16 protein-coding genes, 1 tRNA gene and 1 riboswitch are annotated in these 21982 nt (G+C 45.0%); of the genes, 9 read left to right on the top strand and 8 right to left on the bottom strand.

Going from position 1 to position 21982, the window contains the following annotated elements:
- Window positions 1-2 precede the first annotated feature (2 nt).
- From purL to pth, 5 genes are all read left to right on the top strand, one after another.
- Window positions 3-3725 (top strand): phosphoribosylformylglycinamidine synthase, encoded by a 3723-nt coding sequence (purL, locus tag AC04NP_RS26565; RefSeq protein WP_482863109.1) that lies wholly within the window; start codon window positions 3-5, stop codon window positions 3723-3725.
- Window positions 3726-3834: 109 nt separating this feature from the next.
- Window positions 3835-3907 (top strand) — tRNA-Gln (locus tag AC04NP_RS26560).
- Window positions 3908-3985: 78 nt separating this feature from the next.
- Window positions 3986-4912, top strand: coding sequence for a ribose-phosphate pyrophosphokinase (locus AC04NP_RS26555; protein ID WP_482863108.1), 927 nt, complete (start codon window positions 3986-3988; stop codon window positions 4910-4912).
- Between the two features lie 27 nt (window positions 4913-4939).
- Window positions 4940-5572, top strand: coding sequence for a 50S ribosomal protein L25/general stress protein Ctc (locus tag AC04NP_RS26550; protein WP_482863107.1), 633 nt, complete (start codon window positions 4940-4942; stop codon window positions 5570-5572).
- Window positions 5573-5660: 88 nt separating this feature from the next.
- Window positions 5661-6224: an aminoacyl-tRNA hydrolase gene (gene pth / locus AC04NP_RS26545; protein ID WP_482863106.1), complete on the top strand. Its 564-nt coding sequence runs from the start codon at window positions 5661-5663 to the stop codon at window positions 6222-6224.
- Window positions 6225-6254: 30 nt separating this feature from the next.
- Here pth and AC04NP_RS26540 read toward each other — a convergent pair whose 3' ends face one another.
- The 3 genes from AC04NP_RS26540 to AC04NP_RS26530 all read right to left on the bottom strand — a co-directional run bounded on the left by AC04NP_RS26540 (window position 6255) and on the right by AC04NP_RS26530 (window position 8374).
- Window positions 6255-6980, bottom strand: coding sequence for a DUF4197 domain-containing protein (locus AC04NP_RS26540; protein WP_482863105.1), 726 nt, complete (start codon window positions 6978-6980; stop codon window positions 6255-6257).
- A gap of 212 nt (window positions 6981-7192) precedes the next feature.
- Complete coding sequence (locus AC04NP_RS26535; protein WP_482863104.1) at window positions 7193-7984, bottom strand: hypothetical protein; 792 nt, start codon at window positions 7982-7984, stop codon at window positions 7193-7195.
- A gap of 27 nt (window positions 7985-8011) precedes the next feature.
- Entirely contained in the window at window positions 8012-8374 is a 363-nt protein-coding gene (locus AC04NP_RS26530; protein ID WP_482863103.1) for a hypothetical protein, read from the bottom strand.
- Between the two features lie 158 nt (window positions 8375-8532).
- On the opposite strand from AC04NP_RS26530, the gene AC04NP_RS26525 reads away from it, so the two are divergent.
- Window positions 8533-9795, top strand: coding sequence for a competence/damage-inducible protein A (locus AC04NP_RS26525; protein WP_482863102.1), 1263 nt, complete (start codon window positions 8533-8535; stop codon window positions 9793-9795).
- A gap of 57 nt (window positions 9796-9852) precedes the next feature.
- Window positions 9853-11202: a dihydrolipoamide acetyltransferase family protein gene (locus AC04NP_RS26520; RefSeq protein ID WP_482863101.1), complete on the top strand. Its 1350-nt coding sequence runs from the start codon at window positions 9853-9855 to the stop codon at window positions 11200-11202.
- A 60-nt stretch (window positions 11203-11262) separates the two neighbouring features.
- Here the strand turns inward: AC04NP_RS26520 and speE are convergent, their stop codons facing one another.
- Both speE and AC04NP_RS26510 read right to left on the bottom strand, forming a co-directional pair.
- A complete protein-coding gene (speE, locus tag AC04NP_RS26515; protein ID WP_482863100.1) occupies window positions 11263-12561 on the bottom strand; it encodes a polyamine aminopropyltransferase in 1299 nt (432 codons plus the stop codon).
- A gap of 106 nt (window positions 12562-12667) precedes the next feature.
- Entirely contained in the window at window positions 12668-13162 is a 495-nt protein-coding gene (locus tag AC04NP_RS26510) for a SixA phosphatase family protein (protein ID WP_482863099.1), read from the bottom strand.
- A 138-nt stretch (window positions 13163-13300) separates the two neighbouring features.
- Here AC04NP_RS26510 and topA point away from each other — a divergent pair, with 138 nt between their 5' ends.
- Both topA and AC04NP_RS26500 read left to right on the top strand, forming a co-directional pair.
- Complete coding sequence (gene topA, locus AC04NP_RS26505) at window positions 13301-15616, top strand: type I DNA topoisomerase (RefSeq protein WP_482863098.1); 2316 nt, start codon at window positions 13301-13303, stop codon at window positions 15614-15616.
- A 256-nt stretch (window positions 15617-15872) separates the two neighbouring features.
- Window positions 15873-16574 (top strand): SIR2 family NAD-dependent protein deacylase, encoded by a 702-nt coding sequence (locus AC04NP_RS26500; protein WP_482863097.1) that lies wholly within the window; start codon window positions 15873-15875, stop codon window positions 16572-16574.
- Between the two features lie 140 nt (window positions 16575-16714).
- On the opposite strand, the gene metF is transcribed toward AC04NP_RS26500, so the two are convergent.
- From metF to AC04NP_RS26485, 3 genes are read right to left on the bottom strand one after another with little or no spacing between them, the layout of a single operon-like run.
- On the bottom strand, window positions 16715-17668 hold the full coding sequence (gene metF, locus AC04NP_RS26495; protein WP_482863096.1) for a methylenetetrahydrofolate reductase [NAD(P)H]: 954 nt from the start codon (window positions 17666-17668) through the stop codon (window positions 16715-16717).
- A gap of 51 nt (window positions 17669-17719) precedes the next feature.
- A complete protein-coding gene (gene metH, locus AC04NP_RS26490) occupies window positions 17720-20419 on the bottom strand; it encodes a methionine synthase (protein ID WP_482863095.1) in 2700 nt (899 codons plus the stop codon).
- Window positions 20420-20463: 44 nt separating this feature from the next.
- On the bottom strand, window positions 20464-21471 hold the full coding sequence (locus AC04NP_RS26485) for a homocysteine S-methyltransferase family protein (protein WP_482863094.1): 1008 nt from the start codon (window positions 21469-21471) through the stop codon (window positions 20464-20466).
- Between the two features lie 81 nt (window positions 21472-21552).
- Window positions 21553-21651: riboswitch (SAM riboswitch) on the bottom strand.
- Between the last annotated feature and the right edge of the window lie 331 nt (window positions 21652-21982).

Genomic DNA, 21982 nt, shown 5'->3' with positions numbered 1-21982 from the left:
CTATGATCCTTTTCTTTAAAAATGCTTCCGCCAATATCTACGCGGTGGGGTGTAAGGAAATATTACCCCCGGAAAGTATCAAAAAGCTCATGTGGTTGTTCGGTAATGCCACCCCTATAAAACCCGACTCTTTGACCGGAGGTTTTACTGGTCCGCGCAAGGAAATGATCACCCCATGGAGTACCAACGCCGTTGAGATCACACAGAACATGGGGATTACCGGTATTGAAAGGATTGAAGAATTTTATCCGGTTGTACAGGGCGAAAGCAAACATGATCCTATGTTGCAGGCCTATTACCCGTATTTGGATCAACATATATTTGCCATTGACAAAAAGCCCGAACCCATCCGCTTCATTGACGATATAGACGCCTACAACCGGCAGGAAGGCCTGGCACTCAATAACGATGAAGTCAGCTACCTGGAAGAGGTAAGCGAAAAACTGGGCAGGAAATTGACAGACAGCGAAGTATTCGGATTTTCGCAGGTAAACTCCGAGCATTGCCGTCATAAAATCTTTAATGGCACTTTTGTCATTGATGGTGACGAAAAGGAAAATTCACTTTTTCAACTGATCAAAAAGACTTCCGAACAAAACCGTAACCGGCTGGTTTCAGCCTACAAAGACAATGTTGCTTTTATGGAAGGTCCTGTGGCAGAGCAGTTTGCTCCGGCATCGCAGTACCGGGCCGATTATTTTGAGACTACCGATTTCAAATCTGTGATCTCCTTAAAAGCGGAAACGCACAACTTCCCAACCACTGTTGAGCCATTCAATGGTGCCGCCACAGGTTCAGGCGGTGAAATCAGGGATAGGTTAGCCGGGGGCAAGGGCAGTGTACCTCTGGCAGGAACTGCCGTCTACATGACATCTTACCCGCGCCTGGAAGGGGGCAGGGACTGGGAAAAAAAGATCACCCCAAGACCCTGGCTGTACCAGACACCCGTTGAAATTCTTATCAAAGCTTCAAATGGCGCCAGTGATTTTGGCAACAAATTCGGGCAACCACTGATCTGCGGCAGTCTGCTCACTTTTGAACATGTCGAAAACAATAAACAGTATGGGTACGATAAAGTGATTATGCTGGCTGGCGGAATAGGATTTGGTAAACTGGCGGACAGTCTGAAGGAAAGACCTGAAAAAGGTGATAAAATAGTCATTTTTGGTGGTGATAACTATCGGATCGGTATGGGCGGCGGGGCTGTTTCATCGGTAGCCACCGGGGAGTTTGATAACCGCATTGAGCTAAATGCCGTTCAGCGCTCCAATCCCGAAATGCAAAAACGGGTGGCAAACGCCATAAGGGCTCTGACCGAGATGGCTGAAAACCCTATTGTTTCTATACATGACCATGGTGCCGGGGGACATCTCAACTGCTTGTCTGAATTGGTGGAAGAAACCGGTGGTGTCATCGACATACAAAAATTGCCAGTAGGAGACCCTACCTTGTCGGACAAAGAAATCATCGGCAACGAATCCCAGGAAAGAATGGGCTTGATCATAAAAGAGAAAGATCTGGATCTGTTGCAAAAAATTGCAAAGCGGGAAAGGGCCCCATTTTATGTAGTGGGGGAGGTATCAGATGATGGCCACCTGACATTTGCTGACAGCCGCGCTGAAACCCATCCTATTGATTGGCAACTGGAACACATGTTTGGCAAGCCGCCGAAAACTATTCTGACAGACAACCAACTACCGGCCTCATTTGAAGACATGAGTTATCATGTCGCCGAAACCCATTATTACACTGAGCAGGTAATGCAACTTGAGAGTGTGGCCTGCAAAGACTGGCTTACCAACAAAGCAGACCGGTGTGTGTCGGGAAAAGTCGCCAAACAACAAACCGCCGGGGCACTGCAACTACCACTAAACAATGTAGCGGTCATGGCTATCGATTACCGCGGAGAGCGTGGTATAGCAACTTCCATCGGTCACGCGCCCGTAAGCGCCCTGATTGACCCCGCCGCAGGCTCTAAACTGTCGATCGCGGAAGCACTCACCAATCTGCTATGGGCACCTATAGAGGGTGGAATTAAAGGTATCTCGCTAAGTGCCAACTGGATGTGGCCAGCTAAAAACGAGGGCGAAGATGCCAGGTTGTATGAGGCCGTGGCAGCAACCGGTAAGTTTGCCTGTGACCTGGGGATAAATATACCCACGGGCAAGGACTCACTTTCCATGACCCAAAAGTACAACGGCGAAAAAGTGGTTTACGCCCCTGGAACTGTCATTATCTCCGCCTGCGCACCGGTTACTGACTTGTCAAAAATTGTGGAGCCGGTGCTGAAATCCATAGAAAACACTACTTTGATGTATGTTGACTTTTCCCTGGATGCGTTTAAACTGGGGGGAAGCAGTTTTTCACAAATTCTGAATCAAATTGGCAAAGCTGCCCCAACAATTATCGATCCGGGATATTTTGCCCGGGCCTTTGATACCATCCAGGAACTGATCAGTGACGGCTATATTCTGGCGGGACATGACATTTCTGCCGGAGGATTGATGACCACTTTGCTTGAGATGAATTTTGCCAATCAAAATGGAGGGGTAAGCGTGAATCTGGATAGTTTTGGGGAGCATGATATGATAAAAATACTGTTCAGCGAAAAGCCAGGTATAGTAATTCAGGTAGAATCAGGGGAGCAGGTAACGGAAAAGTTAAAGGTCGCAGGGCTAAACTTCCATGTACTGGGCCATCCGGTAGAGGAAAGAAAGCTTTTCCTGGAAAAATCCGGTGCCCGGATGGAATTCGATATCAATAACCTGCGGGATCTTTGGTTCAAAACTTCCTTTTTGTTGGATAAGGAACAAACCAATGAGGGTTTCGCCCGGTCGAGGTATGACCATTACACTTCGCAACCATTAAATTTTGCTTTCCCGCCTGCCTTTGAAGGAAGTTACGGCGCCTTGGCCCTTAATCCCGACAAAAAGGGAAAAACCGGTATTAAGGGCGCCATAATCCGTGAAAAAGGGGTTAACGGAGATCGGGAAATGGCTTATGCCATGCACCTGGCCGGCTTTGATGTGAAAGACATCCACATGACGGATTTGATTTCCGGAAGGGAGAATTTGCGTGATGTGAATTTCATCGCTTTTGTCGGTGGCTTCTCTAATTCAGATGTACTGGGCTCAGCCAAAGGTTGGGCAGGGGCCTTTCTTTTTAACGAAAAAGCCAAACAGGCAATAGATGACTTTTACGCCAGGAAAGACACCCTGAGCCTTGGTGTTTGTAATGGCTGTCAGTTAATGATGGCGCTGGGTTTATTGTATCCGGGCATGGAAAATCACCCGACCATGCACCATAATACGTCCGGCAAGTTCGAATGCTCATTTCTCAACGTCGACATCCCTGAAAACAACTCGGTGATGCTTCAGAACCTGGCAGGCACACGCTTGGGGATTTGGGTGGCTCATGGCGAAGGAAGATTCATTTTACCCGGCACCGAAAGTGATTACCACGTTTCTGCAAAATACAGTTATGATGCCTATCCCGGCAACCCTAACGGGTCTGATTTTGCTATTGCGGGCCTTCATTCACGTGACGGAAGACATTTGGCCATTATGCCACATCTGGAAAGATCCATTTTCCCCTGGAACTGGGCATATTACCCTGACGACCGAAAAAAGGACCGGATCAGCCCCTGGGTCAAAGCCTTTATCGATGCCAAAAACTGGGTAAAACAATATACCCAATTAAAAAATGAACCGGATCATGCGCTCTGACTCCGGTCATTCTTAGCCCGACATTATTTTTTAAATATATATGGATGTTATATATTTATATTTCTAAAAAAATTCTACTTTTGTACCTCCAATTTGAGAATGGGAAAATTGACCCATGGTGTAACTGGCAACACGTCTGGTTTTGGTCCAGAAGAGTCTAGGTTCGAGCCCTAGTGGGTCAACTATATTAATCCCGGTTTTTATCGGGATTAATTTATTTTAAAGGCGCTACAATTATACGATTAATCTAACACCTACATATGTCATCTGTCAAACTCTTTTCAGGTACGCGTTCACTCTACCTGGCAGAAAAAATTGCGGGTTTTTACGGGAAAGCATTGGGGAAGCTAACGATTCAAAAGTTCAGTGATGGGGAGATATCACCCAGCTACAATGAGTCGGTTCGCGGTTGCGACGTATTCCTGATCCAGTCCACGTGCCCGCCGGCAGAAAACATCATGGAGTTATTATTGATGATCGACGCTGCCAAAAGAGCCAGTGCAGAATATGTAACAGTGGTAGTGCCTTATTTCGGCTACGCCAGGCAGGACCGGAAAGATAAACCACGCGTATCGATTGCCGCCAAGCTCAATGCCAATTTATTGTCAGCAGCGGGTGCTGACAGGTTGATGACCTGCGACCTGCATGCCGGGCAAATTCAGGGCTTCTTCGATTTTCCGGTAGATCACCTGGACGGATCGGCGATTTTTGTTCCATATCTGAAATCGCTTAACCTGGACAATCTCGTATTTGCCGCCCCTGATGTCGGTGGTGTGGGCCGGGCTCGAAGCTATGCAAAACGGTTTGCCGTGGAAATGGTCGTATGTGACAAGCATAGAAAAAGGGCCAATGAGATTGCTTCCATGCAGGTCATCGGTGATGTAGAAGGCGCCAATGTAGTGTTGGTTGACGATATTGTAGATACCGCAGGCACCATATGCCGGGCGGCTAAAATTCTGATGGAAAAAGGAGCTACCTCGGTAAGGGCCGTCATCACGCATCCTATTTTATCCGGACAGGCTTATGATAATATCAATAATTCTGTGCTGGAAGAACTTGTCGTTACGGATACCATTCCTTTAAAGAAAACTTCCGAAAAACTTAAAGTGCTGACGGTCGCTGAATTGTTTGCCAAGGCAATCCGCAACATACATGATCATGATTCCATCAGCGCATTGTTTATATAGAAAATTAAATAGTAAAATAAATAAATTATGAAAACTGTAGAGATTATAGGGTATAAAAGAGCAAATCTCGGCAAAAAAGAATCAAAACACGTTAGAGAAGATGGGAATGTTCCATGTGTATTGTATGGCGGTGAGGAGCAAGTACACTTTTACGCTCCCATGATTTTGTTCAGGGAGCTCGTTTACACACCGGATGCCCACATGGTAGATTTAAATATCGAAGGGGAAATTTACAGATGCATCCTCCAGGATATTCAATTCCACCCGGTTAGCGAGATTATCCTGCATGCCGATTTTCTTCAATTACACGAAGGAAAACCCGTTAAAATGGATATTCCCGTACACCTGGTTGGAAAAGCCCCGGGTGTAGACAAAGGTGGCACTTTGATGCATAAAAGAAGAAATATCCGGGTACAGGCACTGCCTAAAGATATGCCGGACTTTATAGAGGTAGATATTTCCAAATTGGACTTCAACAAAGCGGTCAAAGTTGCGGAAATCGAAGAAAAAGATTTCAAAATTCTCGATGCACCTCAGTTATCCATCGCGGTGGTTGAGGTTCCGAGGGCATTGCGAGGAAAAACCGACGGAGATGAGCTCGCAGAAGGAGCAGAAGAAGGTGGCGAAGCAACTGAAGAGGGAGGCGCTGGCGAAGCGTAAAAAACCACTGTATTATATTAGGTAAAATCCTGCTCTTCCAGGCAGGATTTTTTTATTATTGATAAATTGTGTTTAATAACTCCTCGGTATGAAATATTTAATCGCCGGATTGGGAAACATCGGTCCTGAATATGAATTAACCAGACATAATATCGGATTTTTGATATTGGATTTCCTGGCAGGAAAATTTGACGCCGCGTTTGAACTGGAAAGGTTGGCCTGGAAAACTGCCGTAAAACATAAAGCCAGAAATTTCCATCTGATTAAGCCTACCACCTATATGAATTTAAGTGGGAAGGCTGTGAATTATTGGATGAAAGAACTGAAAATCCCAAAAGAGAACGTGTTGGTGGTGACAGATGACGTCTCACTGCCTTTCGCCAAACTGAGAATGCGGGCCAAGGGCTCCAGTGCAGGACACAATGGTTTGAAAAATATTGAACAAGCTACGGGTGGAAGTGATTTTGCCAGATTGAAATTCGGCATAGGTAACAATTATCCACAAGGCAAACAGGTGGACTATGTATTAAGCAATTTCAGCCAGCATGAGTTCGCCGAATTGGAAACCCACATTGAAAAAGCCACAGATATGATACTATCCTTTGGTACTATTGGAATTACACAAACAATGAATCGGTTTAATAAAAATTAAAATGACAATGAAAATTAAAATGGGTTGTTGCTAATTTCGGTTTCCGAAGACTTTTTTCAGGAGGTCAGTGGTTCTGGCCACGGGGTTTTTGCGGATATTGGCTTCCTCTTCGGCGATCAACAAAAACAATCCGTCAATGGCCTTTTCAGTGGCGTAAGCATCCAGATCAGGGTTTACTTTTTTTACCAAAGGAATTTTATTATACCTTGCCGCAAGGTCACCATAATATTTCGTGGCATTGACTTTTTGCAGGGCGTTATGGATTATCGGCTGAAATTTTTGCGTCAACTGGGAGGAAGTGGTTCTTTTCAGATATTGAGTCGCAGCATCATTTTCACCCCTTAAAATACCCCACGCATCTTCAATCGTCATGGATTTGATAGCGGCCACAAATATGGGCTTTGCTTCCTTGGCAGCTTCCTCAGCACCCCTGTTCAGGGTTTTGATGAATTTATCGACCTCATTTCCTAATCCAATATCCCGCAAGGTGTTTTCCATTTTTTTGGCTTCAGGGGGAAAGGGAATCTTAATCTTCGGATTTGAAAAATAACCATTTACCGCTGACGCCCTACCGGCACCTTTGCTTATGCCATTGATCAGGGCTTCCTTCAACCCTCCTGCCACCTCCTCAGTGGTCAGGGAACTGCCGGACGAACCAAGCAGATCGCCTACTGTTTGCGAAAATTGTTGCTGTGTACAGCCAACCAATAGCATGACAAAAACTGCCAAATTCCTTCCGATTTTTGTAATATCCATGAATGATATTGATTTGTTTTAAAACAGATTTTTAATCTTCCCACGAAAACCCTGCCAGTTATCGCTTGCCCAAAATTGAATGGATGTCTGTGCTTATTAAACAGCTTCGCAGTGATTCCGGTTCAGGTCAAAAATAGTTAATTTGGATTGAAATAGTAAAATAATTATTTGAAGTGTGAGATTGAAGTTTGAGTGTGGGTGTGAGGAGGGGGTTAGAGGTGATAGGATAGGCCAAAATTTATGCTGAGGTTGTTCGGCTTGATGTGAACAGGCGATGATTCATTTTCATTGATAAACGATGAGTAGTTAAACGTAGGCTGTAATATTAAATCCAGTCGAGGCAATAACCTGTAGTCGAGCTTATAAAAAACGGATATAAAGGAGAAGTGGCTTTTGAGTTTTATGTTTTCCTCATCAAAATCGGTTTCAGACGCCCCGATAAGATTCCTGTGAAAAGCTACATGGCCGCCTATAGCCTGCTCAAAAACCTTCCCCCGGTGCAATGATAATGAAGCTCCTAATTGCAGGCCAAGTTCTTTTCTTCTAAAATTCACCGTACGGTTGTTTTCCGAAAATTCGGGCACCATGGCGAAGGAAGTAGTTTCAGTGTTAGCACTGAGCGTTTGATAGCCTGTAATCGTTTTTTCCGTAAAATTAAAGGACTCATTGGCCCAGGCATATATCAATCCCGCAGAAAACTCAAGGTTTTTTCGATACCGCACCGTACCTCCAATAGCCGCTTTATGGCCCAATCTTTCGCCAGAAATAGCAGATCGCTCCTCTAAACTGCTGATGACAAGGTTATCAGAGGTGTTTGTATGAAAATCATGATAAAAGAGGCTGGGCATAGCCATGGCAAATAGTTCAAATCTTTTTGTTCGTTTTTCAATGATCGGTTCTTCAGCCTGCGCCGGGGCCTGCAGGGGTTGGCTTTTTAAGGGGATGGTAACTGCTTTTAGTGGCGACAGCGTGAATTCGGCTATTTCAGGCCCCTTAAGTGGCAATTTGGAGGCAGATAACACCGGAAGGTGTTATTCTGTCGTCGGTTGTTGCTTTATATATGTCGGTTCGTCCGGTTCTTGAAGCAACGATTTCTTGTCAGATGACGCTTGAAAAGAATTATTAGGCATGTACTTCAGTAAGGCCCCTTCCAGGTTCTCTAAACGGCCGTTATTCGGCGATGTAACGATGTTAAGATGAACAGGTTGGTTGCTTTCGATACCATTTGTTACATCAATGATGGCCATGGAACCGGCACTTAAAAAACTCTCACTATCAAAATCGGTAATCTCCGTTTGAGGAAGCTGGTCATCATCCAGTTTATCACAACCCGGAAATACCAATACAGATACTGCTACAATGGTTAAGTTAATTTTTATTTTTCGAATAATCATTAGACAGGTATTTTGAAATCATTAATCTTTTCAAAAGGCCGAGACAATGATATGATCGAATTGGTTGCATGACCTGAAAATTAATGAATGGTTACAGCCCGGATTAGCCGTTAAAATAATATATTTGGGTCATTCAAAACTTGAAAAATTGATTTTAAATGAGCCAGGTACCTGCAGAATTAATCAGTATTGGCGATGAATTGCTTTATGGGCAGATTGTAGACACAAACAGTCAATGGATGAGCGCGGAATTGGATAAAATAGGCATAAAAGTAATAAGAAAGACTACGGTCGGCGACGTTGAATCCGAAATTCTCCGGGCCTTCGGGGAGGCAGAAGGCAGGGCCGACGTTATTCTGATCAGCGGCGGACTGGGCCCTACTAACGACGACCTGACCAAACCCTGCCTCGCAAAATATTTTAACACTACAATTTCATTGCATCCGCAAGCGCTCAAAGAACTGACGCATTTGTTCGAAAGCCGGGGATTCACCTTAAACGAGCGAAACAAAAAACAGGCGGAGTTACCAGACAAGTGCACCATGGTCCGTAACAGGCTGGGCAGTGCGCCAGGTATGTGGTTTGAAAGGAACCGGAAAATTTTTGTCTCGATGCCAGGCGTACCCCACGAAATGAAAGAGATGATGCAGCGTGAGGTACTGCCAAAAGTAAAGGCATTTTACCAAACACCGACTATACTTCATAAAATGATTAAGACGGCCGGCATCGGAGAGTCATGGCTGGCTGATAAAATCAAGGATTGGGAAAGTAATTTACCGCCGCACCTGAAGCTGGCCTATTTGCCCGGGTTAATGCAAGTGAGGCTCAGGTTAACCGGCACAGGCCCTGACCGGCCCGTCCTGGAGCAGGAAATCGAGCGGGAAATCGCTAAATTATTGCCACTTATTGATCCATTTATCTTTGGTTTTGACAGCGAGAACCTGGAATCCGCCATAGGAAAAATACTGGTTGAACAGCAAAAGACCCTGGCAACCGCTGAAAGTTGTACGGGAGGGCACATTGCGCAAACCATCACCAGCATTGCGGGTAGCTCGAGGTACTTCAACGGTGGGGTTGTGCCTTATCATAATGACATGAAAGTAAACCTCCTCCATGTTAATCCCGAAACGTTAAAAAAACATGGCGCCGTAAGCGAGCAAACGGTGATAGAAATGGCCAATAATGTAAGAGACGTTTTTAAAACAGATATTGGCCTGTCCAGCAGTGGTATTGCGGGACCTGGCGGAGGTACCAAAGAAAAACCGGTAGGGTTAATCTGGATTGCCTATGCCGACGGGGATAAAACTATTACTAAAAAACTACAATTGGGCGATCAGCGATTGATTAATATACAGCGCACCACGATAGCGGCTTTGTACCTGTTATGGCAAAGTTTAACACAAAAAAATAGAGAAAAATAGTGAATTTGCTATTTTTGCAGCAAACAAACATAAATCTGTAAAGAAACAACTATCCAAATGGCACTTGTAGAAATGGTCATGCCCAAGATGGGTGAAAGCATAATGGAAGGCACTATTTTAACGTGGCTCAAAAAAGTTGGTGACAAAATAGAGCAGGATGAATCCGTCCTGGAAGTAGCTACTGACAAAGTGGATACGGAAATTCCGGCCTCTCACGAGGGGGTCTTGAAGGAAATTCTGGCCGGGGAAGGTGAGGTGGTGGAAGTAGGCAAACCCATCGCCATTATCAGTACGGAAGGCGATGACCAGGAACCGGCAATGACACCCGCCGGTGAATCTGCCAAGGTGGAAATTAAACACGAACAGGAATCTAAACCGGCCGGGGCGGATAATGGAAACGGAAGCACCACGCAACCACTCGAAGTTCCCGCAGCAGGCAGATTCTATTCGCCGCTGGTTTTAAATATTGCCAGGCAGGAAAACATCCCTATGCAGGAGTTGGAAAAGGTTTCCGGAACCGGAAAAGAAGGCCGGGTTACTAAAAAGGACATACTGGCTTATCTTCGACACAGGGAAAAATCAACGGCTATGGAAGAGGTGCCTTCGCAGGGAAATGGTGCTATCGAGGTGGTACCTCCTCCGGTTCAACCTGCCGAAACAGAGGTTGCCAAACCCAGGGTACAGGTATCGGTAAACGCCGACGACGAGATTATCGAAATGGACAGAATGCGAAAGATGATCGCCGAACGTATGGTGGCATCCAAAAGAATTTCCCCGCATGTGACTTCTTTCGTAGAGGCCGATGTTACAGACATCGTATACTGGAGAAACAGGGTCAAAAATGAATTTAAGAGGAAGGAAGGTGACAATCTGACCTTCACGCCCATTTTTATAGAAGCGGTGGTCAAGGCAATTAAAGACTACCCCATGGTGAATGTCTCTGTAGATGGGGATAAAATCATCAAAAGAAAAGACATTAATATCGGTATGGCTGTCGCGTTACCCTCAGGGAATCTCATCGTTCCGGTTATCAGGCACGCCGACCAGCTTAACATGATCGGCTTAACCAAAAGGGTCAATGACCTGGCAAAAAGGGCCCGCGACAATAAGCTGACTCCTGACGAGCTTTCAGGTGGCACCTATTCGATATCGAACGTCGGCTCATTTGGTAATGTGATGGGTACGCCCATCATCGTGCAACCACAAGTGGCTATTCTGGCTTTGGGTGCTATTGTGAAAAAACCTGCGGTGATCGAAACCAACAACGGTGATGCCATCGCCATCAGGCACAAGATGTTTTTATCCCATTCGTACGACCACCGCGTGGTAGACGGCGCCCTCGGCGGCATGTTCGTACGCAGGGTGGCTGATTATCTGGAACGATTCGATAGTAATCGCAACATTTAAGACGAGAAGTGGTTGCCGCTTGTTAACCAACTACACCAACTACCACCTCATGCAGGCCCCTTATTGATTGGCCTCAAAAGCTACTTCAACCATTTCCCTCACAAAATTCGGCAGGGCGAAGGCGGCTTTGTGGATATGCGGGTTGTAATAGTTTAAGGAGTTAGCCATGACAAAAGATTCCACCTTTTGATTATCAAAATCCCTGATGGGGTGTTTTCCGTCCTTGGTCGAGTAGGAAAAGCTCCACATGCCGGTGGGATAAGAAGGGATATAAGCCAAATAACAATGAACATGGGAAGGGCCGAATATTTCCCTGTAGCAGGTATAGATTTCCTTAAAAACCTTGTTATTAAATCTTGGAGACTCACTTTGCGTAACCATCACACCGGCTGGTTGAAGGATTCTGTAGACATCCCGGTAAAAAGCCTCGGTAAACAGCCCTTCACTGGGCCCTACTGGATCGGTAGAGTCCACGATCACCAGGTCAAAGGATTCATCGGCACGCTTACTGACATATTTAATACCATCGTCAATGATCAGGTTCAGTTTTGGATGATTCAGGGCCGAGGAGATGCCTGGCAGATATCTTTTGGACGCCTCGACCACTTTATTGTCAATTTCTACCATCACCAATTCTTCGATGCCGGGGTGTTTTAAAAGCTCCCTGGCCGTGCCACCATCCCCACCGCCGATAATCAAGGCCTTACGTACCTGACCGTGTGTTAACATGGGCACGTGGGCGATCATTTCATGGTAAACATATTCATCCTTTTCAGTACACATCACCAGACCGTCCAAAGTGAGCATATTGCCGTAGGCCAGGGTTTCGTAAACCTCTACCTTTTGATAATCCGACTGCTCCTCATATAACTTTCCATGATGTTTCAGGGACAGGGCGATGTTTTCATCCCTTTCAGTAAACCAGATGTCCCTGGTTCTTTTAGGGATGCTATCTCCGGCGCTTTTTTCATCCCTTAAAGCATGTAAGTCCAGCTCCCTCTTTTTTAGCAGATTCATCTCGCCCCGCCTCATTTCCACTGCCGAACCGTGGCTGGCCTTAAAGGAATTTTTTAGGTATTCATATGAAACCCACGGATCGACTGTATCTCCGCAGGTAAATAGATCCACCGAAGCGTAACCATATTCAGGCCAGGTGTGGATGGCCAGATGGCTTTCCTGGATTACCACCACTCCTGATACACCATATGGCGAAAAGTGGTGAAAAGTAGTGTTAATAACGGTTGCTCCGGCAGTGCGGGCCGCAGTTTCCATATGTTGCTCTATGTGCACCACGCTGTTTAGGATCTCAGGCTCGCAGTTATAGAATTCCACAATAATATGTCTTCCCAACGTACTCATTTCAAACGATTTAAAAGGATTTTATTACGGTTAAACCACTACATTTTACAAATAGGTAAATATGCTGCAAAAATGAGATCATAAATCCACTTAAACAAAAGAATAGTTAATTATATTGGGGGTTATAATAGACATCGATATCCCCCAATCCTGCAGAAGCCTCTTTCCAGCTCGGAAGGTCGAACATGATCACAGCCATGCTTGCCGGCGACATGCTGTCAATTAGATTACCGGTTAAATATTCGGCAAAATAGGTGATCACCGGGTTATGGCCAATAATAAACACCCTTTTCCAGTGGTCTTTAAACCCGTTGACAAGTGCCAGCAGGCTTCTTGGCGAAGACTCGTAAAGTTGTTTATCAAATTTTATCTTGTTAACGTCAAAATTTATTTTCTCCGCAATGGTAGTAGCCGTAATCTTAGCCCTGACCGCCGAACTTGAAAAAATTGCGTCCGGATGCAAACTTTTCTTCAATAAATGCATTCCTAATTGAGAGGCATCGATTATGCCTTTATTGGTAAGTGTACGGTCAAAATCTTTTTGCCCTTGTGCTGACTCGGAGGCCTGCGCATGGCGAATTAAAAGTAATTGTTTGGTCATTATGTTTTGGTTTATGCTTAAAAATTTAAATAATAATGACACATTTTCCTACCATTTCATGGAGTATAATTCATTTTGGCCGTTGCTTTTTTTCAAAAAAATTATTGATATTTGAACGAAACACTAAAAAAAATTAGTATGCCCAAGAAACTCGTCATCGTAGAGTCACCAGCTAAGGCCAAAACTATTGAAGGCTACTTAGGATCTGATTTCAAAGTAACTTCGAGCTACGGCCACGTCCGGGATTTGAAGAAGGGTGACAAAGCCATAGACATTGAGAATGGATTCAAGCCAACCTACGTGGTCTCAAGCGATAAAAAAGATGTAATTAAAGAATTGAAAAAACTGGTCAGGGATGCCGAAACAGTTTACCTCGCCAGTGATGATGACCGTGAGGGTGAAGCCATCTCCTGGCATTTGAAAGAAGTATTGGATCTCGATGACTCAAAAGCACGCAGAATCGTATTCCGGGAAATTACCAAAAATGCCATATTGAATGCCTTACAAAACCCCAGAGGTATCGACCATGACCTTGTCAATGCGCAACAGGCCCGGCGAATCCTTGACAGGCTCGTTGGCTTTGAGTTGTCCCCTATTCTCTGGAAAAAGATAAAAACCGGGCTTTCTGCAGGCAGGGTTCAATCAGTGGCTGTCAGACTGGTAGTTGAAAGAGAAAGGGATATTGACAAGTTTGAGGTAAAGTCATCGTACAAAGTGACAGCAACCTTTTTGCTGGATCAGGGAAAAGAGCTCGCAGCCGATTTATCCACTAGGTTTGCCACTGAGGAAGAAGCACTTTCCTTTCTTGAAAAGTGCAAGGGTGCTGAATTTTCCATCAAAAATTTGGAAAAGAAACCGGCCAAAAAATCTCCGGCGCCACCATTTACCACCTCTACTTTACAGCAAGAGGCCAGCAGAAAGCTGGGCTTTTCGGTGGCCCAAACCATGACCCTGGCGCAAAAGCTCTACGAAAACGGTAAAATCTCCTACATGAGGACAGATTCGCTCAATTTATCGGATGATGCCGTGGCCGGCGCCAGTGCTGAAATAAGAAGTGCTTTTGGAGATAAATACCTCAAGACCAGGAAATTTAAAACAAAATCCAAAAGCGCTCAGGAAGCACATGAAGCCATAAGGCCAACGGATTTTTCAGCAAAGGAAGCCGGTAATGACCGCAATGAAAAAAGACTTTATGAATTGATATGGAAACGCGCCATCGCCTCGCAAATGGCCGAGGCATCGCTGGAAAAAACCATTGCTACCATCGATGTATCCACCGTGGAACAGGACTTTATCGCTTCAGGCGAAGTAATTACTTTTGATGGCTTTTTGAAAGTGTATATTGAGTCCACAGATGACGAAATTCAGGATGAAGAGAATAAGGGGATGCTCCCTCCACTGGCAATAGGGCAAATGCTTGACCTGGACCATATCAGAGCAAGACAGGGATTCTCAAGGCCACCGGCAAGATTTACCGAGGCAAGCCTTGTAAAGCACTTGGAAGAGATGGGGATCGGCAGGCCTTCTACCTATGCCCCCACTATATCCACCATTCAAAAAAGGGGGTATGTAGAAAAGGAATCAAGACCGGGAAAGGAAAGAAAATACAAGGAGTTAATTTTAAAGGATGGTACTATTCAAAGTACGGAAAAAGAAGAAATAGCCGGTACTGAAAAAAACAAGCTATTCCCAACCAATACTGCCATGGTTGTCAATGACTTCCTGGTTACACACTTCCCGGATGTGACTGATTACTCTTTTACCGCAGAGGTGGAAAAAGAGCTGGATGATATTGCCGAGGGCAATTTTTCCTGGGACAATATGATAGATGTTTTTTATGGAAAATTTCATCCGAAAGTTGAAAGCACAGAAAATATTGAAAGATCGCAGGTCGGTTCTTCCAGGGAAATCGGTGTCGATCCGGCCAGCGGTAAAAAAGTTTATGCCAAGCTGGGTAAATTCGGTCCTTACGTGCAGATCGGAGAAAATGATGATGACCCAAAACCCAGATATGCCAGCCTCAGGACAGGACAGTTTATTGAAAGCATAAAAATTGAAGAGGCCCTGGAGCTGTTCAAACTTCCCCGGGAAATTGGGGAATTTGAAGGGGAAATGATGATTGCGGCCATCGGTAAATTCGGGCCTTACATCCGTCATAACGGAAAGTTTTACTCCATAGGCAAAGATCAGGATCCGCTTAGTATCTCTGAAGAAGAGGCAGTTGAGTTAATTCATGCCAAGAGGAAAGCTGATGCGGAAAAATTCATCAAAGTTTTTGAAGAAAATCCGGAAGTACAGGTTTTAAAGGGCAGGTATGGCCCATATATCAAAGTAGGAAAGAAAAATGTAAAAATCCCAAAAGGCAAGGAGCCGGAGGATCTGACCCTGGAGGAGTGCCTGGAACTGGCAGAAAAAGCCCCGGCCAGGGGCAAAAGAGCTGCCAGAAAGAAATAATAACCCCAGGTTAATAGCATGGCCAGGGCCAAAAACATTTTAATGCCATTAGCCCAAAGAGCGACAGCAGAGATATAACGGGCGCCTAAAGCCGGTCAAATTATTGATTTGTTGGCAAACTGTCTATTTAACATATAGTGCCTTGCGTAAACCCACTGCTTACGATCAGGCGTTTGCTTCGGATTAATCTTATGTAGTATCTTTATTATTGAGAGATCAGCTTTTTTTGCCCGTGAAAAAAAAGTAAATTAGCCCTATGGTCAGAAAAAAAATCGTGGTTTTATCGGGTGCAGGTGTAAGCGCGGAAAGTGGTATACCAACTTTCAGGGACTCTAACGGGTTGTGGGAGGGACATGATGTCATGGATGTAGCATCTCCCGAGGGCTGGCGCCGAAATCCTGAGTTGGTCCTGGATTTTTACAATCAAAGGAGAAAAAACGCCCTGTCGGTTCATCCTAATCAGGGACATAGTACATTAGCTGATCTGGAGGAGAATTTCGATGTAATCATTATCACCCAAAATGTTGACAATCTCCACGAAAGGGCGGGTTCGACCAATGTTATCCATTTACACGGCGAATTATTTAAGTCCAGAAGTACATTAGACCACAGACTTATCTATGATATCAGTGGTTGGGAATTAAATATAGGTGACAAATGTGAAAAAGGTGCTCAGCTCAGACCCCATATCGTATGGTTTGGAGAGATGGTGCCGATGATGGAGCTAGCGGTAAAGGAAGTAACCACCGCCGATATCTTTGTTGTGGTGGGTACTTCCCTGCAGGTTTACCCGGCAGCCGGTCTGATTGACTATGTGAGCCGGAATGTACCTGTTTATATCATCGACCCTAACATGCCGGAGGTTGCTCCGAGAACCAATCTGTCATTAATAGAAGCGCCTGGAAGCGTGGGTTTAAAGCAGGTGGCGGAGGAGTTGGCGGCTAAGTATTTGCCCTGACCCAATGTTGGGCCGTGTGCCGTATTGTATCTCACAATAATTGAGTGAATCGCTTGGTCGAGCAGCCCATCGATGGGCTGTAGCGCAAAAAAGTAAAAGAAAAAAATGTATTTCAATTGATTAATCTGCCACCCGTCACGCTAAAACAACTGTTTCGCTATATTATAAACCGGCTCGGCCTTGCCCATAGAATAATAGTGCAAACACGGCACGCCATATTCAATCAGTTCTTTGGATTGCTGGACGCACCACTCGACCCCAACCTGCCGGGCGGCGCGATTATCCTTACAGCCTTCTATCGCATCCGATAAATCCTCGGGAATATCAATATGAAATATACTGGGCAGGATAGTTACCTGCTTGATGGTGGTAATAGGCTTCAAACCAGGAATAATGGGGACATCTATCCCTTCATTTCTGCAGGTTTCTACAAAGTCAAAATATTTCTGGTTATTGTAAAACATCTGCGTGACGATATAATCTGCTCCAAGGGCGACCTTTTGCTTCAAATACCTGATATCTGATTTTAAATTAGGGGCTTCAAAATGTTTTTCAGGGTAACCGGCTACCCCCACACAAAAACCGGTAGGGTGTGCGTTCAATAATTCGTCGTCAATATATTTACCCTTATTCATGTCCAATACCTGTGAAAGCAGGTCGATGGCGTAGTTATGGCCTTCCGGATCAGGCACAAAGCGGGACTCCGATTTAATGGCATCGCCCCGGATGACCAAAACGTTGTCGATACCCAGAAAGTTGAGGTCAATAAGGGCATTTTCAGTCTCTTCCCTGGTAAATCCACCGCAAATAATGTGAGGCACCGTATCGACATTATATTTATTCTTAATAGCCGCACAGATTCCCACAGTACCCGGCCTCTTTTTAATCGCCATTTTTTCCAGCAAGCCATTTTCCCGGTTTTTGTAAACGTACTCCTCACGATGGTAGGTAACATCTATAAAAGGTGGTTTAAACTCCATTAAGGCATCAATATGTTTAAACAGGCTTTCGATACTGTCACCTTTTAACGGAGGCAGGATTTCTATCGAAAACAGTGTTTTTTTTGCATTTTTCAGATGTTCGGTAACTTTCATTTTTTCTTAACAAATATCAAAATTATTGTTGCTGAAGCATACGGACGGCATTCAGGGATTGTAGGAAAGGTTAGGAGAAAGCCATTTTTCAGCCTCATTTACAGGCATATCTTTTCTGGTAGCGTAATTCAGCACCTGGTCCTTATCGATTTTACCTAAACCGAAATATTTAGCGTCGCTGTGGGCAAAGTAAAAACCACTTACCGCAGAAGCCGGATACATGGCAAAGGACTCTGTAAGGCTAATACCCGTATTTTTCTCTACCTCCAGCAAATCAAACAGCGTCCGCTTTTCTGTATGATCCGGACATGCGGGATAGCCCGGCGCCGGGCGGATTCCCTGGTATTTTTCCCTGATCAGTTCGTTATTGGACAGGTTTTCAGCCGCTGCATAACCCCAGAGCTCCTTTCTGACTTTTTCGTGCATTAATTCTGCAAAAGCCTCAGCCAGCCTGTCAGCCAGCGCTTTAACCATAATTTCCTTGTAATCGTCATGGTCTTTTTTGTATGCTTCTATCAGCAATTCGAGGCCGATACCGGAGGTAACGGCAAAAGCCCCCAGATAATCCTGTTTACCAGACGATTCGGGTGCAATGTAGTCCGCGAGGGAAAGGTTGGGCAGGTTCTTACCTTTTTTCCCCTGTTGACGAAGGAAATGAAATCTGGTCAATTCCTCCCGACTGTTTTCATCGCAATAAACAGCCACATCATCCGTGTTGATATTGTTAGCCGCATACATGCCTACTACCGAATTGGCAATCAAACTTTTATTGCTTATAATCTCGGACAGCATGTGCTGAGCGTCATCGAACAGTTTCCTGGCCTCTTGCCCCACGGTTTTATCTTCAAAAATTTTAGGATATTTGCCTTTCAACATCCAGGTTTGAAAAAATGGTGTCCAGTCAATGTAACGACTTATTTTCTCCAAAGAATAGTCGTTAAAAACGAGATTACCCAACTGAGGTGGCTTTATGATGTCGGTATTTTCCCAATCGATGGCGAATTTATTCTTTTGGGCTTCTTCAAAGGATATGTAGCTTTTCGTCTGCTTCCTGCTGGCATGATCTTCCCTCAACTTTTGATATTCATCCTTGATTTTCTCTTTGTAATCCCTTTTTGTTTCAGGGTTTATCAATTCCCCCGCCACAGGAACACTTCTGGAGGCATCCAATACGTGCACCACGGGTCCACTATAATTAGGATCGATTTTCACTGCGGTATGGATGCGGGAGGTAGTGGCCCCTCCGATCAACAGGGGCAACCTGAAGTGTTGTTTTTCCATTTCCTTGGCCACGTGTACCATTTCATCGAGCGAAGGGGTAATCAGTCCGCTAAGCCCAATGACATCGACCCCTTTTTCAATGGCCGTTTCCAGAATTTTTTCAGCCGGTACCATTACGCCCAAATCCACAATCTCGTAGTTGTTACAGGCCAACACTACGCCGACAATATTTTTGCCAATATCATGCACATCACCTTTAACCGTAGCCAAGAGGATTTTAGCTACCCCATGCTGACCATTTTGCGATTTTTCTGCCTCAAGAAAGGGCAAAAGATAGGCCACCGCTTTTTTCATCACACGGGCACTCTTCACGACCTGCGGCAAAAACATCTTTCCGGAGCCAAACAAATCACCTACCACATTCATACCATCCATAAGTGGGCCCTCGATGACTTTAATGGGCATATTATATTTTATACGGGCCTCCTCAGTATCTTCTTCAATGTACTCGACAATTCCCTTCACCAAGGCATGCGCCAACCTTTGCTCAACGGGGTCACTGCGCCATGCGTCATCTACCACCTGCTTCCGGGCACCTCCCTTCACCTTTTCGGCAAATTCCAACAATCGCTCTGTAGCATCATCCTTTCTATCCAGCAACACATCTTCTACCCGCTCCAACAAATCTTTGGGAATTTCATCATATACTTCCAGCAGGGTCGGGTTTACAATACCCATGTCCATACCGTGTCGGATGGCATGATAGAGAAAAGCCGAATGCATAGCTTCCCTGACTACATTATTACCACGGAAGGAAAAAGAAACATTACTTACCCCTCCGCTGACGTGAGCGCCCGGCAGGTTTTCTTTGATCCATTGGGTCGCATTGAAAAAATCCATGGCATTTTTCCGGTGTTCCTCGATGCCGGTAGCTACCGGAAAAATGTTAGGATCGAATATGATGTCCTGAGGCTGGAATTTCACCTTTTCCACCAATGTTTTGTAGGAACGCTCACATATTTCAATTCTCCTTTCATAAGTATCTGCCTGGCCCTTTTCATCAAAAGCCATCACAATTACTGCCGCTCCATAACGTAGAATTCTCTTTGCCTGCCAAATAAACTCTTCCTCTCCCCCTTTTAAGCTAATGGAGTTAACAATCCCTTTACCTTGTATGCATTTCAGACCGGCTTCGATGATGTGCCATTTGGATGAGTCGATCATAATGGGTACCCGGGCGATCTCGGGCTCCGCAGCAACCAGATTCAGAAACTTCACCATCGCCTCTTCGCCATCAATCATGCCTTCGTCCATATTGATATCAATGATCTGCGCTCCTCCCTTCACCTGATCCAATGCCACTTCCAACGCCTCATCATACCTTTCTTCTTTAATCAACCGTAAAAATCTCTTTGAGCCGGTGACATTTGTTCGCTCCCCGATGTTAACAAAATTGGTTTCCGGCGTAATTACCAGCGGTTCTAACCCACTTAACTTCAAATAACCAATCTTATTCAGTGTTTCAGACATCTAATTTCTTTTTAGTCAGGTTTAATGTTTATGTAAGCAGCCAATTATGCCATAATTTTTTCTAAAACCACCTGTCTGGGGCTGTATTTGGCTGCCAGCTCGCTGATCTTTTTTATATGGGCAGGGGTGGTGCCGCAGCATCCACCGACAATGTTTACCAGTCCCTCCTTGAGGAATTCCTCAATTTGTTCGGCCATCATTTCAGGTGTTTCATCATATTCCCCGAACTCATTGGGCAAGCCTGCGTTAGGATGGGCACTGACAAAACTGTCTGACTCCCTGGACAAAACCTGCAGGTAAGGCCTCAACTGACTTGCTCCCAGTGCGCAATTCAAACCCACACTTAACAAAGGAATGTGCCCGATCGAAACCAGGAAGGCGTTCGCGGTTTGCCCTGATAAAGTTCTGCCGCTGGCATCCGTAATGGTGCCGGATACCATCAGGGGAATATCACAGTTCAATTCCTCCAGTAATTCTGTAACACCGAAGAGTGCCGCTTTGGCATTGAGCGTGTCAAAAACGGTTTCGATGAGCAGAAGATCCACACCTCCATCTATCAGCCCTTTCGCCTGCTCCTTATAAGCCTTGGTAAGTTCATCAAAAGAAACCCCGCGGTAACCCGGATCGTTGACATCGGGGGAGATCGAAGCGGTTTTATTGGTAGGACCGATGGACCCCGCTACAAATCTTGGTTTATGTGGTTCCTTTTCAGTAAATTCCCTGGCAGCTTCTTTAGCCAGTTTGGCTGACTGATAGTTTAATTCATATACCAGATCTTCCAGATGGTAGTCCGACTGGGCAATGGTGGTGCTGCAAAAAGTATTGGTCTCAGCAATATCAGCGCCCGCAGCGAAATATGCTTTATGAATTTCTTTAATAATATCAGGTTGTGTTATGGAAAGCAGATCGTTGTTCCCTTGCAACGGATGCGGGTGATCCTCGAACCGTTCGCCCCGGTAGTCTTTCTCCTCCAGTTTGTGTTTCTGGATCATTGTGCCCATGGCACCGTCCAGCACCAGGATTCTATCTTTCAAAATTTTCTTTAAGTTCATTGCAATCGAGCTTATACAGTGAGATTGTCCTTTGTTTTATTACCAATAAACTTATCAGAAAGATTTTAAGAGAGGCTCAATAGCTTATCTTTCCCTTATTGGGATGGGAATTAGCACCAAGTTTTACCAAGGTTGCCAAGACTTCATAGGGCCCAGTCCCTCCGTCTTTCTTGATAAGTAGATGCAAAGAAATACATAAAATATGATAATGGAAAGAAAGAGGGTAAAAAATTTGAGCGCTTTGGGAAAAAAGCCCCCAAAACCGGATAAGTGTCAGACTTTTCACCGGCATCGTGCGTTGGCGCATAATTTGCCCTGACCAACTGAAGAGTGGTCATAGAAAACAGGCGCAGTGTCGACGTTTAATTTTACCGGCGGGTTGAGTTACCTGGGCCAAGAGTTCCGCCCTGAATAAAATGAGAAAGGCTAAATGACAAAAGTACTTCATGATCAAGTGTAAAAGCTAAAAAAATATCCATCCACATTCGCTCCTCTCTGTGTCTCTTTGTAC

The sequence above is a fragment of the Agaribacillus sp. DX54 genome, assembly GCF_056858335.1.
The sequence above is the reverse complement of the archived record's forward strand: the minus strand, read 5'-3'. Positions and strand labels throughout refer to the sequence as shown.